This is a genomic window from Bacillus sp. JJ634, assembly GCF_036962285.1.
Taxonomy (GTDB): Bacteria; Bacillota; Bacilli; order Bacillales; family DSM-1321; genus Peribacillus; species Peribacillus asahii_A.
Genome location: NZ_JBALMU010000129.1, coordinates 21,005 through 36,502, shown reverse-complemented (window position 1 = coordinate 36,502; position 15,498 = coordinate 21,005). Strand labels below are relative to the sequence as shown.

18 protein-coding genes and 2 pseudogenes are annotated in these 15,498 nt (G+C 37.6%); 5 read left to right on the top strand and 15 right to left on the bottom strand.

The genetic code is table 11. The features are described 5' to 3' along the window. Positions 1 to 230: 230 nt before the first annotated feature. From V7068_RS17935 to V7068_RS17925, 3 genes are all read left to right on the top strand, one after another. On the top strand, positions 231 to 1,718 hold the full coding sequence (locus V7068_RS17935) for an aldehyde dehydrogenase family protein (protein ID WP_499713908.1): 1,488 nt from the start codon (positions 231 to 233) through the stop codon (positions 1,716 to 1,718). A 123-nt stretch (positions 1,719 to 1,841) separates the two neighbouring features. After that, entirely contained in the window at positions 1,842 to 2,402 is a 561-nt protein-coding gene (locus V7068_RS17930; protein WP_499713907.1) for an FAD-dependent oxidoreductase, read from the top strand. Positions 2,403 to 2,528: 126 nt separating this feature from the next. Next, positions 2,529 to 3,761 (top strand): aminopeptidase, encoded by a 1,233-nt coding sequence (locus tag V7068_RS17925; RefSeq protein WP_252293934.1) that lies wholly within the window; start codon positions 2,529 to 2,531, stop codon positions 3,759 to 3,761. A gap of 60 nt (positions 3,762 to 3,821) precedes the next feature. On the opposite strand, the gene V7068_RS17920 is transcribed toward V7068_RS17925, so the two are convergent. The 5 genes from V7068_RS17920 to V7068_RS17900 form a co-directional block, all read right to left on the bottom strand. Continuing rightward, on the bottom strand, positions 3,822 to 4,178 hold the full coding sequence (locus V7068_RS17920) for a tyrosine-type recombinase/integrase (RefSeq protein ID WP_499713906.1): 357 nt from the start codon (positions 4,176 to 4,178) through the stop codon (positions 3,822 to 3,824). Between the two features lie 8 nt (positions 4,179 to 4,186). Next, complete coding sequence (locus tag V7068_RS17915; protein WP_499713905.1) at positions 4,187 to 4,471, bottom strand: tyrosine-type recombinase/integrase; 285 nt, start codon at positions 4,469 to 4,471, stop codon at positions 4,187 to 4,189. Between the two features lie 35 nt (positions 4,472 to 4,506). Then, entirely contained in the window at positions 4,507 to 4,725 is a 219-nt protein-coding gene (locus tag V7068_RS17910) for a tyrosine-type recombinase/integrase (protein WP_499713904.1), read from the bottom strand. 126 nt (positions 4,726 to 4,851) lie between these two features. Then, positions 4,852 to 5,070 (bottom strand): hypothetical protein, encoded by a 219-nt coding sequence (locus V7068_RS17905; protein WP_499713903.1) that lies wholly within the window; start codon positions 5,068 to 5,070, stop codon positions 4,852 to 4,854. 273 nt (positions 5,071 to 5,343) lie between these two features. Next, positions 5,344 to 5,736: a hypothetical protein gene (locus V7068_RS17900; protein WP_499713902.1), complete on the bottom strand. Its 393-nt coding sequence runs from the start codon at positions 5,734 to 5,736 to the stop codon at positions 5,344 to 5,346. 246 nt (positions 5,737 to 5,982) lie between these two features. Between V7068_RS17900 and V7068_RS17895 the strand changes: the two genes are divergently transcribed. Together V7068_RS17895 and V7068_RS17890 are read left to right on the top strand one after the other, a co-directional pair. Beyond that, positions 5,983 to 6,204 carry a DUF3900 domain-containing protein gene (locus tag V7068_RS17895; protein ID WP_499713909.1) on the top strand — a complete coding sequence of 74 codons (222 nt, stop codon included), beginning with the start codon at positions 5,983 to 5,985 and terminating at the stop codon, positions 6,202 to 6,204. A 201-nt stretch (positions 6,205 to 6,405) separates the two neighbouring features. Next, positions 6,406 to 6,504 (top strand): annotated as a pseudogene (locus V7068_RS17890) (aminopeptidase); the annotation flags it as partial. Positions 6,505 to 6,584: 80 nt separating this feature from the next. Here the strand turns inward: V7068_RS17890 and V7068_RS17885 are convergent. From V7068_RS17885 to V7068_RS17840, 10 genes and pseudogenes are all read right to left on the bottom strand, one after another. Beyond that, complete coding sequence (locus tag V7068_RS17885) at positions 6,585 to 7,091, bottom strand: GNAT family N-acetyltransferase (protein ID WP_499713901.1); 507 nt, start codon at positions 7,089 to 7,091, stop codon at positions 6,585 to 6,587. A gap of 59 nt (positions 7,092 to 7,150) precedes the next feature. Beyond that, positions 7,151 to 7,882, bottom strand: a pseudogene (locus V7068_RS17880) (AAA family ATPase). A 128-nt stretch (positions 7,883 to 8,010) separates the two neighbouring features. Continuing rightward, the gene (locus V7068_RS17875; RefSeq protein WP_499713900.1) at positions 8,011 to 8,796 is read right to left on the bottom strand and encodes a serine hydrolase; all 786 of its coding nucleotides are present in this window, start codon (positions 8,794 to 8,796) and stop codon (positions 8,011 to 8,013) included. 220 nt (positions 8,797 to 9,016) lie between these two features. Next, positions 9,017 to 9,184, bottom strand: a complete 168-nt coding sequence (locus tag V7068_RS17870; RefSeq protein ID WP_127759565.1) for a YezD family protein — start codon at positions 9,182 to 9,184, stop codon at positions 9,017 to 9,019. Positions 9,185 to 9,450: 266 nt separating this feature from the next. Continuing rightward, positions 9,451 to 9,738 carry a YxcD family protein gene (locus V7068_RS17865; protein ID WP_252289687.1) on the bottom strand — a complete coding sequence of 96 codons (288 nt, stop codon included), beginning with the start codon at positions 9,736 to 9,738 and terminating at the stop codon, positions 9,451 to 9,453. Then, the gene (locus V7068_RS17860; RefSeq protein ID WP_499713899.1) at positions 9,726 to 10,163 is read right to left on the bottom strand and encodes a hypothetical protein; all 438 of its coding nucleotides are present in this window, start codon (positions 10,161 to 10,163) and stop codon (positions 9,726 to 9,728) included. Before V7068_RS17860 ends, V7068_RS17865 begins: the two co-directional genes overlap by 13 nt. 239 nt (positions 10,164 to 10,402) lie before the next feature. Further along, the gene (locus V7068_RS17855) at positions 10,403 to 11,740 is read right to left on the bottom strand and encodes a C40 family peptidase (protein ID WP_499713898.1); all 1,338 of its coding nucleotides are present in this window, start codon (positions 11,738 to 11,740) and stop codon (positions 10,403 to 10,405) included. A 548-nt stretch (positions 11,741 to 12,288) separates the two neighbouring features. Next, complete coding sequence (gene trpB, locus V7068_RS17850; RefSeq protein WP_375348213.1) at positions 12,289 to 13,455, bottom strand: tryptophan synthase subunit beta; 1,167 nt, start codon at positions 13,453 to 13,455, stop codon at positions 12,289 to 12,291. A 140-nt stretch (positions 13,456 to 13,595) separates the two neighbouring features. Next, positions 13,596 to 14,168 carry a nitroreductase family protein gene (locus V7068_RS17845; protein ID WP_499713897.1) on the bottom strand — a complete coding sequence of 191 codons (573 nt, stop codon included), beginning with the start codon at positions 14,166 to 14,168 and terminating at the stop codon, positions 13,596 to 13,598. A gap of 198 nt (positions 14,169 to 14,366) precedes the next feature. Further along, complete coding sequence (locus V7068_RS17840) at positions 14,367 to 15,368, bottom strand: LCP family protein (RefSeq protein ID WP_499713896.1); 1,002 nt, start codon at positions 15,366 to 15,368, stop codon at positions 14,367 to 14,369. Positions 15,369 to 15,498: the final 130 nt, after the last annotated feature.

The window sequence follows — 15,498 nt, the reverse complement described above, 5'->3', positions numbered from 1 at the left end:
CATAGAGTGTTGATGATTTCTGACTTTTTTCGCACGAAACCGTAGTTTGGCACACCTTTCAAAGAGAAATTTCTAGCTATAAAAAAATATTAAAATTAACACAATTTAACATTTGAGTATAATCATTACATTTGTTAAGATGTATTAGGGAGTATCTTAAATGCTCTCACCTATTTATCCCGCATCATGATTTGCACAATACCAATTTACGTATATTTTAGGAGGTATTTATGTCAAATCTTACTTTGCAAGTTAGTGAAAAGCTTCAAAAGTTTTTACAAGGACCAAAAAAGCTGTATATTAATGGACAATTCGTTGAAAGTGTCTCTAAGAAAACATTTTCCACTCCAAATCCAGCAACAGGTAAAAAACTTGTTGAAGTATATGAAGGTGATAAAGAGGATATTAATTTAGCCGTCAAGGCAGCTCGTAAAGCATTTGATGAAGGCCCATGGTCAAGATTAAGTGCAGCAGAGCGCAGTCGTTTAATGTACAAGCTCGCGGACTTAATGGAAGAAAACAAAACAGAGCTTGCTCAACTTGAAACATTAGATAACGGTAAACCAATTAGAGAAACAACTAATGCCGATATTCCATTAGCAATTGAACATATTCGATATTATGCAGGCTGGTCAACGAAAATCGTTGGACAAACTATCCCTGTAAGCGGCAATTATTTTAACTATACAAGACATGAAGCCGTTGGCGTTGTCGGACAAATCATCCCATGGAACTTCCCGCTCTTAATGGCCATGTGGAAGCTTGGGGCTGCTCTTGCCACTGGCTGCACAGTTGTTCTAAAACCGGCAGAGCAAACGCCTCTGTCTGCTCTCTACCTTGCTGAATTAATTTCTGAAGCAGGATTCCCAGACGGGGTTATCAACATCATTCCTGGCTTCGGAGAAACAGCAGGCCAATCTTTAGTCGATCACCCTGAAGTAGATAAGATTGCCTTCACTGGCTCAACAGAAGTCGGTAAACGCATCATGCGTTCTGCTTCCTATTCACTAAAACGGGTGACGCTTGAACTTGGTGGAAAGTCACCAAACATCATCCTGCCTGATGCTGATTTCTCTAAAGCGATTCCTGGTGCGTTAAACGGTGTTATGTTTAACCAAGGACAAGTTTGTTGCGCTGGCTCTCGTGTCTTTATTCAAAAGAAGCATTACGATAACGTGGTAGCTGACATGGCAAGTCATGCTAAATCTATTCAACAAGGAGCAGGTCTTGATCCAAATACTCAAATTGGACCGCTTGTTTCCGAAGAACAACAAAAGCGCGTGCTTGGCTACATTGCTAAAGGGATTACAGAAGGTGCGGAGATTCTAGCTGGCGGAGCTCCTCCTAGCGAAGAAGGTTATTTTGTTGCGCCTACTATTTTCGCAAATGTCGAAGATAACATGACGATTGCGAAAGAAGAAATCTTCGGTCCTGTTATTTCAGCTTTACCATATGAGGACTTAGATGATGTCATCAAACGAGCGAATGCAAGTGAATATGGCCTTGCTGCTGGTGTTTGGACGCGTGACATTGCCAATGCTCATTATATCGCTAACAAGCTGCGTGCTGGTACGGTTTGGGTCAACTGCTACAATGCATTTGATGCCGCTTCTCCATTTGGCGGATACAAACAATCCGGTATCGGCCGTGAAATGGGCTCCTATGCTCTAAACAACTATACAGAAGTGAAGAGCGTTTGGATTAATTTAAATAAATAATGTCAAAAGGGGCTGCTCCATTTGGAACAGCTCCCTTTTCTTGAAATACAGTCTCAATCATTAGCCCTCTTCTTCCCTCATTTGTTAAAATGAACATGAGTATAAAAAAGGAGGTTTTTTCCTATGTATGAAATAGCGATTATTGGAGCTGGAGCGGCTGGAGGCAGTGCGGCCATCTTTACAGCGAAAGCAGGAAAACAAACAGTTATTCTAGACAGCAGCCAAAGCGGCACAAAAAGAGCTTGGTTAGATAATCATTACGGTACAGCTGGAATTGCTGGACCTGATTTATTAGCAACAGGTCTAGCCCAAGCGAAAAAATTTGGTGCAGAGCTAATTGAAACAAAAGTAACGGGAATTAGTAAAACGGCTGAGGGATTTCAAATCCAAACAGAAAACGGATCGGTTGAAGCGAAACAAATCATTTTAGCAACAGGCGGACTAACAAGCTTAGCTGAAGAAGCAGGTATCACAACAAAAGATGGTACAGAGCCAAGATCAAAGAAAGTGTTTGATGTAGATGCTGCTGGAAAAACAAACGTAGAAGGCATTTGGGCTGCCGGAGCATGTGCAGGAACGAGCGCACATACGATCGTGACGGCTGGAGACGGTGCAAGAGTCGCAATCAACTTGATTAGCGAAATAAACGGAGAACGTTATGTTGATCACGATGTATTAAAATAAGACTGAAAAACAACAAACTGCAGATCCAGTTTGTTGTTTTTCATTGTTTACGGATGCTATAAGTTTCTTTTTTCTTTCTCTATTAGTACAATATAAGTTGTAGATTTTGGAAAGGGAGGAATCATAATGAGTGATTTCCAAGCAAATTTAGAAAAATACGCAGAGCTAGCTGTAAAAGTCGGTGTTAACATCCAACAGGGACAAACGCTTGTTGTCAATACGACACTAGAAGGCGCGGAGCTCGTACGCTTAATTGTCAAAAAGGCATATGAAGCTGGCGCATATAATGTAATTGTCAATTGGAACGACGACATTGTGAATCGTACAAAATATGAATTAGCACCAGATGAAGTCTTTCATGAATATCCTGAATGGCGTGCCAAAGAAACCATTGAACTAGCGGAAAAAGGAGCAGCCTTTCTATCTGTGATTTCCTCCAGTCCTGATTTATTAAAAGGCGTAGATCCAAAGCGAATTGCAAATTTCCAAAAAGCATCAGGTACTGCTTTAAAACCGTGGCGCCAAGCTATGCAATCCGATAAAGTAAGCTGGTCCATCGTAGCCGTTCCTTCTGAAGCTTGGGCAAACAAAGTATTCCCTGAAGAGCCGGCTGAAAATCGCGTACATAAACTATGGGAAGCCATCTTCAAAGCGGTTCGTGTTGATACAGAGAACCCTGTTGAAGCATGGAAAACACATGATGACACCTTGCATGAAAAAGTAGATTATTTGAATGACAAGCACTACAAAAAACTTCATTACACAGCTCCAGGAACCGACTTAACAATTGAGCTTCCTGAAAAACATCTATGGTGCGGCGCCGGCAGCATCAACCAACACGGACATCATTTTATGGCCAACATGCCGACGGAAGAAGTGTTTACGGTCCCATTAAAAACGGGTGTTAATGGAACAGTAAGAAGCACAAAACCGCTTAGCTATGGTGGAAATATTATTAATAACTTCTCTGTTACATTTAAAGATGGACGCATTATCGAGGTACAAGCAGAAGAAGGCGAAGAAATTTTAAAACAATTAGTGGATACAGATGAAGGCTCTCACTACTTAGGAGAAGTCGCACTCGTGCCATTCAACTCCCCTATTTCACAATCTAATGTGCTATTCTTTAATACACTGTTTGACGAAAATGCATCGAATCACTTAGCTATCGGCAGTGCATATGCCTTCTGTCTTGAAGGCGGGAAAGATATGACACCGGAACAACTAGCTGAACATGGCTTAAATGAAAGCTTAACTCACGTTGACTTCATGATTGGCTCTGACAAAATGAACATCGATGGCATTCTAGCTGACGGAACTGCTGAACCTGTCTTCCGTAATGGAGATTGGGCGTTTTAACATTAAGCTTGATATAGAGGCGTTTTGAAGGCTTTAAACCTTGAGTGGTCACAGAAATGGTCACATTTCTTTGGCTCTAAACATATTATCAAGTTCATTAGCCACGTGTTTCTGCATACTAGGGAGCACGCGGCTATATTTATCTAATGTAATTTGGATGGACGTATGACCCACCCGCTCCAAAATCACCTTTACATTAACATTTTGTTTGATTAACATCGTGACATATGTATGTCTTAAATCATGAAAACGGATTGCGGGTAATCCTAGCTTTATCGCTTGGGCTTTAAGACGTTTAGAAAGAGTAGCAGAATCAAGCGGATTCCCATAACGTGTACAAACAACTAAATCATAATCGTTGAAGTTTTGACCTTGCTTCAGCTTATGTCCGATAACAACTACTCGCTCTTTTTTCAATTGTTCTATCAACACATCAGGGATATGATATGAATTGAGCGAACACCAGCATTTGTTTTAGCTCCAACTTTAAACTGCTTTGCATTGAGGTCATAGATTTGTCTGATATAAATGACTTTTTGTTCAAAATCAATATCCTTCCAACGCAAGCCTAATATTTCACCTTTCCGCATCCCTGCTAATAGAGCGATTAAATAGACTGTATAAAATCGATGCTTCTTTGAATGTTGTATAAAACATTCTACCTGTTCCGTATCCCAAGCAGTCATTTCATTATTGTTTCGCTTTGGCAATGTAACATTTAAAACTGGATTTTCTTTTACAAGTTTTAAACTAACAGCTTTTTAAAAACCACCTTTAACATATCAATGATTTTCTTTATCGTATTAGGACTTAAAACCGTTTCTTCGACCAAATCATAAATAAATCTTTGGACTATCAAAGGTTCAATTTTTTGTATTCTAAAATGACCTAGTCTCGGACTGATATGACACTTGAAAAAACTAATATAGTTTTGATAAGTACTAACCGCTACATTTAATTTCATTTCCTTTAATCAGTCTTGAATAAAAGCACCTAATGTAATTTTATCCCGCTCAGTATACTTACCCAACCTAACATCAGTTAGAGATTCACTAAGAGCATGCTCCGCATCCTTCTTAGTATTGAAGCCTCATTTCTTTTTTTGTGTTCGTTTCCCTGTTAATTGGTCAATCCCCATATCTATTACATAAAAATATTTACCTGTTTTCTTGTCTTTCTTGATACTACCTTTCACTGTTAAAAAAACCCCAGATTCCCTAACAGAAAATAAGTCCCTTGGATATATTTTATCTAATACCACTAAAATTAAAAAGCCTTTCTGAAAGACCAAAAAAAGACATCCAACCAAATTGGATGTCTCCTTACAACTATTTCACTTGTTCTTGTAACACTCCTTTTAATAATTCAATGGCATTTTCTTCACTTGGGTCATTTGTACCTAGTTCACCTCGGAAAGCTAGAGCATGGATAATAGTAACGGAATATTTTATTTATAAGAAAAAATGCAAGTTATTAGGGACGTAGAAAAAGACAAAAAGTAGGCTATCAGGATTTTTTCGACAACATGAGAAATTTGCGTAGTTAATCGCTTTTATTAGAGAAGTGAGTTACTTCTGCTTAATTATACGATTTGTGCACAAATGACATAACCGCATAGTGTAAACTGTTGATTCCCTTGACCTTCTGCTCGAAAGATCCATTGATTAGGGGGAGAACCAACCGGTTGCATTTGAGTAAGTCTAACTTGATTACCGCCAGTAATAGAAAATCCAGCAGAGATCCCAATATTATTAGGTGGACAGGTAATGGTAAAGGTCGCGACACCAGCTTGTGAATTTACACATTGCGACATGATTTGAAAACCAGTTAATCCTGGTCCTGGTGGTCCTTCTGGTCCAGGAGGACAATTGCACATTTTTCCGTGCGATTTTGGAGTTGCAAACAGTGGACAGCATCCCCTAAACTGTGAATTAGAGGATTGAAGCCAAGAAGGAGGAACAATATAATGTTTCACTTTTACCATCCTTTCTCAATTACCTATAAACTATATATTCAAAAATAATTAAGGTGATTGGATAATTTATACAATTTTTTTGTGTATGGTTTTATTTAAAATATGGTAGGTTTTAATAGAAAAATTAATAAATCGGCATCTGCAACCATTTTAAGTGGCAATTTGTACACTTATTCGAGAAAAAAGAACATTAAGTTAAAGAAAAGTCTTCAAAAATAAACGTGACCTTTCCTCTTAGTTCTTGGTATTAACTCAGCTCTTCGAGTTTCAAACCTTATGAAGTTTACTGTAAAAGGCTATCTGGCGGACTTTGGAGATACGATTCATTTAGGAAAAATCAATGGAAAGTATGTATTACTATTTGAAGCGGATTCCGTTCAATTTGAAAAAGGTGTTTCTCCGATTGAATTTCATAAGCCCGATGATTTGCATGAGATTATTGAGAGGGTTAGGTGGATTTCAAATTGAACAAAACTCTATTTTCGTTTTCAAATTCCCTATTCGGAATTTTTGTCGGTGTATACGAACTTTTATATCACAATACATAAAATGCCCTCTCTATTTGAGCGGGCATAGGGATAAATATTATTGACTGTTGGTCTTTTTCATGGTCACTTGTGGTCGCAAAATTGATCACAGAATAGCTCTAAACCCTTGCTAGACAAGGGTGTTGACTTCATGATTGGCTCTGACAAAATGAACATCGACGGAATTCTAGCTGACGGAACTGCTGAACCTGTCTTCCGTAATGGAGGTTGGGCGTTTTAACATTAAACATATGATTAAATTCAACAGCCACATGTTTCTATATACTAGAAAACACGTGGCTGTTTCTTTTGCCATATTCTTCATTCGATAGATAGTCGATATGCCTTTACAATGATTCCGTCATCAGCAGGCTGAAAATCAAATTGCGGCATTCGTACAAAGCCCATACGTTCATACAGCCGCATAGCAGATTTCATAAAATCTGCTGTATGTAAGCCGATATACTGTGAACCTTTTGCTTTTGTTCGACGAATACATTCTTTTATTAATGCCTCAGCAACACCTCTTCCTCTTGACTGCGGTGTGACTGCCAGCATTCTGATTTCAGGGTAATCTAACATATCAACAAGTCCTTTATAAGCATCTGATTTCTCAGGAAACAGAGCAACACTGCCTACCACTTCTCCATCTAATTCAGCAACTAGAAGTTCAACATCCTTCTGTTCATCGGCATTTGACGCGATAGATTTCTTTAGAGCCTCCCAATGTCCTTCTGGGATGCCCTGTGCATGTTCTTCATATGCCTCTATTCTTTGCTGTCGAATCATTTCTACTTCATCACTGAAAGCCTTACGAATTTTTACCACGTAAATTCCCCCTCTTGTTCTACACAAATATGTTGCGAATCAATTCTGCAAGCTCTTTTTTAATCTTCCTCCATAAACAGCTCCATCAGCATTTTCTCCCGATGCTGTAAAAAATACTTCGTTATTTGATAATGCTCCGTACTCTCATAATCTACTTCTTTAATTTCCCCATGATCAAAGCTCAGAATTTGTGCATCCGGATAGCCGAGTAAAATAGGAGAATGCGTGGCAATAATAAATTGAACATTCCCTTTCGTCATTAAATCGTGCATAACACGAAGAAGAGCTAGCTGTCTCGCTGGTGATAATGCCGCCTCTGGTTCATCTAAAAAATAAATCGCATTTTCATTAAATCGATTTGTAAATAAAGATAGAAACGATTCGCCATGTCATTGCTTATGCAAAGATTGTCCCCCGTAGCTCTGATAAATACTAGAATGCCCCTTTGCTAATTCATCAATATGAGAAGCAAACTGGTAAAATGATTCCGCTCGCAGGAAAAAGCCATTCGTAATTTTCGGCAGCCACGAAAGCCGAATATAATCTCGCAAATCAGCTTGTGCTGCATATACATCATATATATTATTCCGACCGCCGCCAGCAGCATGAAAACCAGCATTCACCGCAATTGCTTCTAATAAAGTGGATTTTCCCGAGCCATTCTCGCCAACAAAAAAAGTGACCGGCTTCTCGATTTCTAATTCAGATAATGATCGAATCGCTGGAATTGAAAATGGATACTGACCCCCATCCACTTTGTCTTGAAGCATAGTGATTTTCCTTAAAAACATCGACTATCCTCCTTTATCATACTTTAACTAATCGTAATCTTCCTTCTCATCCTTTCACTCTTTCTATTATTTTTAAGGCCGTCCAAAGTTTAAAGCTTGGGACGGCCTCTTTTCATTCCAATATAAAGTTAAGAGCTTACCATCTCATCATAAATCAACTTACCAATCTTACTAATAATCTGACGGCTTTCCTCTTCTGACGCCATATCTTCCGTTAAAACAGACGCGTAAACCGTTTCTGTTTCAGAGCGAATAATAGCCGCATCATGCATGACTCCACGAAGGCTGCCTGTTTTATTCCCAACTTTCACACCTTTTCCCATCATAGCAGGAAGGCGTTCCTTAAATTGCTGCTGTTCAAAGATGTCTAGAATCCTTTCTTGACTGGCTTTTGTTAAAAAATTACCCGTATGTATCGCTTTTAAGCATCGTACCGTATCCGCGGCTGACATCGTATTGTCGCGCCCTTCCTTTAACGCCTTAAAATCAAACATTCTTCGTTCTAGAACGGTATTTTCCAATCCTAGCTCTTGAATACATTGATTAATCTTTTCAAAAGTAAGCAACGTCATCATCATATTCGTAGAGGTGTTATCCGAAATTGTAATCATGAGCGTTAATAAATCTTCAACTGTTAAAAATACCTTATCTGACAAAGTATGGAGTACACCAGACCCGCGAGTGACCTCATTGCGTGGAATCGTTAACGGCTGATTTAAATAAATATCTTTGTTCTCAGCTTGACGATACCCTTCAATAATCATCGGGATTTTAATTAAGCTTGCGGATTGAAACGCTTCATGTTCGTGATAAGAAATAGACTCTCCGCGATCGTTTTCAATTTTGTACGCGATTCGCCCATCAAATGTTTCAATAAGCTCTAAAATTTTCGGTTCAATTGATTGTAAAGTCATACAAATCCCCCTTTTTTCCCATTATCGAGGTGAACCCCTGCTCACCTCTTCTCTTTATTCTATCACGGAAAGAGTGAGAACTTATAGACCTATCCGTTCATAACGGTTCAAGATCTGGAGAACTTGTTGAATAATTAACCGTATTATATATAGCAATATGAAAATAAATAAAAGCACCACCCTATACTTTGTGATGCTTTAGTTTCCCCATTGATTTATTCTATTTCGCTTTGGCAGTATGACTTTTTAAAAGTGGAAACCGCTTCTTTTCCGTTGTATCGACTTGTGTGATTTCACCGTTATGTACCGTAATAACTACTGAACCATACTGGATATTTTGCAAACTGGATAAAATATATTGTAATTGCTGCTCTTCTAACTTGCTCATACGAAGCCCCCCTATAATCATGAATTCACACCTGCTTCTTGTATTCCACTGTTTCACTTATAGACATTATCAATTTATCAAAATAGTACAACAATTTTCACAGTTATCACATTAAACATATTAAAAAACTATGAATTAAATATAATACAGCAAGATAAATTTGTCAATTCACTTTTAAAACTTTTCCACCACTCCTAATTTCCTCCATTAGAATGGGGTATGTAAACAAAAAGGATGCACCCATAAAAATAGGTACATCCTTTTCTTCAGTTAATAACAGCTATAATTCCTTCTTCATCATCAAGCACTAGCTCAATTCCGGAATAAGGATCTCGGTTTAAAAATTCATCAAGCCATAAACGAAGTGCTTCGATTAAGTTCACTGTAATTAGAACTTGCTTACGCCCTTCCCAATACACTTCAGCAGAAAATCCATACTCATCGTCATACATCAATTCTACTTCAACATCTTGAGGTTGAATTTGTTTTTTACGAGAAATATACACACATAGTGCATTAATAATATCTTGTTCTGGAATGATTAATTTCTCCACGGATTAGTATCCTCTTTTTTCTTTTTATCCTTGAAGTAAACGAAGATTTTACGAATGATGACAATGATAGCTACGATTGCAATTACATTAATTAAGAAGCCAAGAATTGATCCTAATACACCCATATTCGCAAATAAGCTGCCAAATAGTAATCCAGCAAGTCCACCTAACATAAGACCTTTCATAAGTCCGCCAGACATAAAGCCGCCTTTATTAGTAGTGTTCGTCTTTGCTTTATTTGTTGTCGCATCAGATTTGTTTATATTATTATTTTGGATATTGCTGTTTCTATCAGTATTAAAGCTTTTCTTTCCTGATTTGTAGGATTTCGCATCAACCGTTGTTGCGCTCTCTTGGAATACAAAGCTGCCAACAGGTGCTAACACCAGAATTGCAGTTAATAAAGCTGCCAATAATTTTTTCATGTAAGTAAGTTCCTCCTTGATATATGTTTCATTTTTTAGTAAATGCACCTTATTGTCCTATACGAATTTTCCCATCACCTTTCAGCTTATACTTTATAGTATTTACGATATAGAACAAAATAAGTTTCATTTTTTTCTTTTATTTTTTCAAAAATAGTTTTTTGAGAAATAGTACCAAAATAGCATTTCATAGAAAAATAAGCAGAGAGTGTCTCCTCTGCTTATTCCTTCTATACTTATTAGTTTACACGTACAACATGTCCATTGAATGTGTCAGCCCAGTAACCGCTGCTCATATTCGCAATAGCTACGCCCGTAGAGCTTTGAGAACCGATGAATTTACCGCCGCCTACATAAATACCAACATGTCCATTTCTTTTATACGTATCAAAGAATACTAAATCTCCAGGCTGCATTTGGCTTGCTGAAACTTTTGTTCCAGATACCGCTAAAGCATCTGTATGCGCTGGAAGGCTCACACCTGCTTGACGATATGCCCAAGATACGAAAGCAGAACAATCGAATAAACCGTTCGCAATATCTGATGCCGTTCTACCGCCGCCAAATTTATAAGTAGAGTTCCCAATATACTTGTATCCTGCCGTAATCGCTGAACCTGTGTTAGCACTGCTTGGTTTAGGTGCAGCAGCTTTTGGTTCAGTTGGTTCAGTTGATTTAGTTGATTCAGTTGATTTCGATTTATCAGATGTATCAGATTTATCGTTTGCTGATGATGTTGAAGAGCTATTGTTAGATGTTGATGATTGTGTTGATTGTTGCGCTTCTCTTGCTGCTTGTTGTAAAGTTTGTTCTTCTGCTGCTTTACGTTTTGCTTCTTGTCTTCTTTCTTCAAGAATAGAAGCAATTTGCGACTCAAGATTAGCGTCCTTTTTCTCTAGGCTTTCTTGAAGCTGTTTCGTTGTTGCTTCTTTTGCCTCTAACTTCGCCATGGCTCTTTCACTTTGTTTCTTCTGAGATTCAATGTGAACCTGCATTCCTTCTAACTCAACCTTCATGCTTTTCAAGTTAGATAATTTCTTCTCAACTGCTTCTTTCTTCTCTTCTAATTCAGCTTTATCCGCTTCTTGTTGAGCTAAAATATCACGGTCTGCTTGAGCCATTGTCGCTACCGCTTGAACGCGACCTACGAAATCACTGAAGTCTGTTGCCCCAAATAATACTTCCACATAGTTGACATCGCCGCCGCTTTCTTGGAATGAAAGAGCACGTTCTTTAAGAACTTCTTCACGATTTGCAATTCGTTCTTCCAATGCTGCAATCGATTTTTTCAATGCATCTACGTCTGCTTGTGTTTCTTTAATTTGCTCTTTTGTTTTTGTAATCTTTGCGTTATTTTCTTGAATAGCTTTTTCAACTTGTTCAATTTGTTTTGTCAGCTTTGCTTGCTCTGCATTTAGTTCTTTAATAAGTTTCTGTGCTTCAGCAATTTCTTCTTGGATCCCTGTACGTTCAGACTCAATATTTGAAATGCTTTCTGCTTGTACTGCTGGAATTGAAAATAAACTTCCTAGTCCGATCATAATAGATGTATTTAATGCAATAAATTTTTTCTTCAAAATCGTTCCCCTGCTTTCTTCCCTAGCTATCTAGTAACAGATCCTTGGCATTCTATGAATCTTATTTATTATAAATAGCCTAGAAATTTTTATATGTTCTTAATGTATTAGTCTCATATGTAAGTTTGTAATGGATTAATATACATAATAAAATAACTTTTTCCTACATTGAAGTATAACATCATAATTTATCAAAGTGGTGTTATTCGTATTACATTTATATTTCATTTTAAACACAAAATCCTATTTTTCGACTTATTTCTTCACGTTAGGTAGCTAAAAAAACCTATATTATGACAAAACCCATGCAAACATAAGCCTAAATTAACGATGAAAATGAACTAAAAACCCTTAATTACCATTAAATAGATCTAATATTACAATAACGTTACAAATAAAATAAAACGCCATTTATTTCCTGTTGAACTATGAAAAAAAAACTAGGTGATACGACACTGTTGAATTTTGTCTTATTTTATGGGAAACGGTTCTTTCTAAAAAAAATAAGACTCTCACCGATATGGCAAGAGTCTTATCTCGTACTTTCTTTACTTTTGCAGCATGCGGAATACTTGCTCCACGTCTTTATCACCACGACCTGATAACGTTACGACAATCACATCATCACTTGACAATTCTTTCGCTAATTTAATCGCATGAGCAACAGCATGAGAACTTTCTAACGCTGGAATAATTCCCTCCGTTTTAGAAAGAAGCTGGAATGCATCTAATGCTTCCTGCCCTGTAACCGTTACATATTCCCCTCGACCGCTTACTTTTAAATAACTATGTTCTGGACCTACACCCGGATAATCTAATCCTGCTGCAATCGAGAAAGTAGGCTTCGGATTTCCTTCTTCATCTAACAACGTTAAACATTTAAAACCATGTATAACCGCTGGAACACCTTCTGAAATACTTGGTGCTTCTGCTGGTTCACAACCGATTAAACGAACGTTTGGTTCATCAATATAATGAGCGAATGAACCAATGGCATTGCTTCCTCCGCCTGCACATGCTACGATAGCGGTCGGTAACTTTCCTTCTTTTTCAAGAATTTGGCGTTTAGACTCTTCACTAATGACCGCTTGGAAATGCTTCACCATCGTTGGATATGGGTGAGGTCCTACAGCTGATCCTAATAAATAAAACGTATTTTCGTAGTTTTGAACTAAATCATTTAACGCTTCATCGACCGCTTCTTTCAAGCGACCTTGTCCCTTATCGACTGCTACAACTTTAGCACCTAGTAATTCCATTCGAAATACATTTAGTGCTTGTCGTTCCGTATCGACTTTCCCCATATAAATAACACATTCCAAGCCAAACATCGCACAAGCGGTAGCGGTAGCCACTCCGTGTTGACCTGCACCTGTCTCAGCGATCACACGTTTAGCTCCCATCTTTTTCGCTAATAAAATTTGGCCGATTGCATTATTAATCTTATGAGCACCTGTATGATTTAAATCTTCACGTTTTAAATAGATTTTCGCCCCGCCAATTTGTTCGGTTAAATTTTTCGCATATGTTAATGGATTTTCACGACCGATATATTCTTTTAAATAATATTGATATTCAGCTAAAAACTGTGGATCATCCTTATATTTCAAAAATTGTTCTTCTATTACATCCATTACTTTTTGAAGATTTTCTGGTATATAGCTGCCGCCAAACTCTCCAAAGTATCCTTTACTTTCTACACTATTACTCGTCATTCTAAACTCTACTCCTTTATCATACGTTTCATCTATTATAACAAGTGTCCATTAATATTGAAATATTGAAATAATTCTCTCGTGAAAATAGAACAGAAAAAACCTAAACGCCTATTTCACATTTAGGTTTTTTCCATCATTCAATCTATCCACTGTGTCACTTCCGAAAAATGCTTTCTCTTCCCTTTTAATTCCTTCTGTATATCGGAATAGCCGATGTACAGAAAGCCAACGACTTCTGATTTTCCTGTAAGTCCAAAAAACTCCTTCACTTCCGGTGCATAACAAATATCACCTGTTCTCCAAACCGCTCCTAATCCTAAAGCGTGTGCCGTTAGCAGCATATTTTGAACAGCCGCATGCACCGCAGCAAATTCCTCTTGAAGAAGCACTTTACTCTGATCTGAAGGTTCGACCGCTACTGTAATAATCACAGGTGCTCGCGACGGCTTATTTTTCTCACGCTCTAATCTTTTTTGGTCTTCCTCACTTAGAGGTTCCTCCATTTTTGCTTGTGTCATTTGAGCGAAAAGGTTTCCTAAACGATTTCGACCATCGCCTGTTAAAACGAAAAAACGCCACGGTTCTGTTCGATGATGACAAGGGGCCCATGTTCCCGCTTCTAAAATAGCTTCAACTGATTCTTTTGGTACTGGATCTGGCTTCACAACTCCGATACTTCTTCTCGTTTTAATCGCTGTAATAACATCCATTTTTTCAACACTCCTTATAAAGTGACCGTATAAACCTGATTGGTGAAAGCTTACCTATCTTCCTTGTCTCCTCATAAACTTGAGATGTGAGGCTTACTGCCCGTTAAATGTCGGATAAACATAATGAAGATGTAAAACTAACTGCTTTAAAATAAATATTACCAAACAAATATGTGATTTCCAATTCACACGCTATAATTAGTGAGATTGAGCGACCTTATCATCTGATTCATTCAGCAGAAAATCATGCAGTGCTTGACGATTGACCGCTTCATCGATTTGCAGCACAAGCTGACTATGACCGCCATTTTTCCCCTCAACTCGTTCATCGGTGTACGAACCTTGAACTGGAATCGTTAAAGTGTCTACAGATTCAGGCCGGTTAGATAACACTTCTTTAATTAAACTTAAGCTATCCACACTGCTAATATTAGTAGAAATATACGGTTGGACAGCCCCTAGTAATCTTGGAGCATTTGAGATTCCGTTTGTACTCACGACTTCATCCAATAATACTTTTATCACTTGTTGCTGACGTCTCGTTCTGCCAAAATCTGATTCGCTATCCTGTCTATAACGAGCATATCCAAGCAGTTCTTTCCCATTTAATTTCTGTGTTCCTTCGACTAAACTAACTCCAATCCCCTTACTCATGGACTTTTCTACATCAATTTCTATACCATCGGGGTTTAATGTATCGATAATCGTTTCAAATCCCTTAAAATCAACCATCACAAAATACTCTGTATCAATTCCAAAGTTTTCTTTGATCGTTTTTCTAACTAACTCAGGACCGCCTAAGAAATTAGCTGCATTGAGTTTGTAAGAATCGCTATAGCCTGGAATCGGAACATACATATCTCTCATTAATGTAACTAGTTTCACTTTTTGATTTTTCGAATCAAACTGAGCAATCATAATCGTATCGGAATTGGATTGCACTTGTCCTTTTCTTTTATCCACTCCGATTAATAAAATATGAACTTTATCTTGTTCATGTTTCTCCCCATTAAATTCTATTTCTTCTTTTTTATGAGCAGAACCGAGTGCACTTTCCGCTTTTGTTTTCGCATCATAATACTGAAAATACCCATAACTAAGCAGTCCTAAAGGGATCAATAATATAACTAATGCAAAAAGCTTAAGTTTTCTATACTTTTTCGTTCTTTTCTTGTTAGAACGCTTCACCGTCTCTTCCATATACGCTCCTTCTTTTATGTATAACTTTTATTTTTCTATATTATCGAATAAAAAGAAAATTTCGTCACTATAACTTTAAAAACTTTAGAAACTCTTAACATTTTTGCAATTCTATAAAAAAAGTTTGTAG

What these genes read in the sequence shown, in the direction of transcription:
- V7068_RS17935 (WP_499713908.1), top strand. Translation starts at nt 231, where the DNA reads ATGTCAAATCTTACTTTGCAAGTTAGTGAAAAGCTTCAAAAGTTTTTA.
- V7068_RS17930 (WP_499713907.1), top strand. Translation starts at nt 1,842, where the DNA reads ATGTATGAAATAGCGATTATTGGAGCTGGAGCGGCTGGAGGCAGTGCG.
- V7068_RS17925 (WP_252293934.1), top strand. Translation starts at nt 2,529, where the DNA reads ATGAGTGATTTCCAAGCAAATTTAGAAAAATACGCAGAGCTAGCTGTA.
- V7068_RS17910 (WP_499713904.1), bottom strand. Translation starts at nt 4,725, where the DNA reads ATGAAATTAAATGTAGCGGTTAGTACTTATCAAAACTATATTAGTTTT.
- V7068_RS17875 (WP_499713900.1), bottom strand. Translation starts at nt 8,796, where the DNA reads ATGACTTTACAATCAATTGAACCGAAAATTTTAGAGCTTATTGAAACA.
- V7068_RS17870 (WP_127759565.1), bottom strand. Translation starts at nt 9,184, where the DNA reads ATGAGCAAGTTAGAAGAGCAGCAATTACAATATATTTTATCCAGTTTG.
- V7068_RS17860 (WP_499713899.1), bottom strand. Translation starts at nt 10,163, where the DNA reads ATGAAAAAATTATTGGCAGCTTTATTAACTGCAATTCTGGTGTTAGCA.
- trpB (WP_375348213.1), bottom strand. Translation starts at nt 13,455, where the DNA reads ATGACGAGTAATAGTGTAGAAAGTAAAGGATACTTTGGAGAGTTTGGC.
- V7068_RS17845 (WP_499713897.1), bottom strand. Translation starts at nt 14,168, where the DNA reads ATGGATGTTATTACAGCGATTAAAACGAGAAGAAGTATCGGAGTTGTG.
- V7068_RS17840 (WP_499713896.1), bottom strand. Translation starts at nt 15,368, where the DNA reads ATGGAAGAGACGGTGAAGCGTTCTAACAAGAAAAGAACGAAAAAGTAT.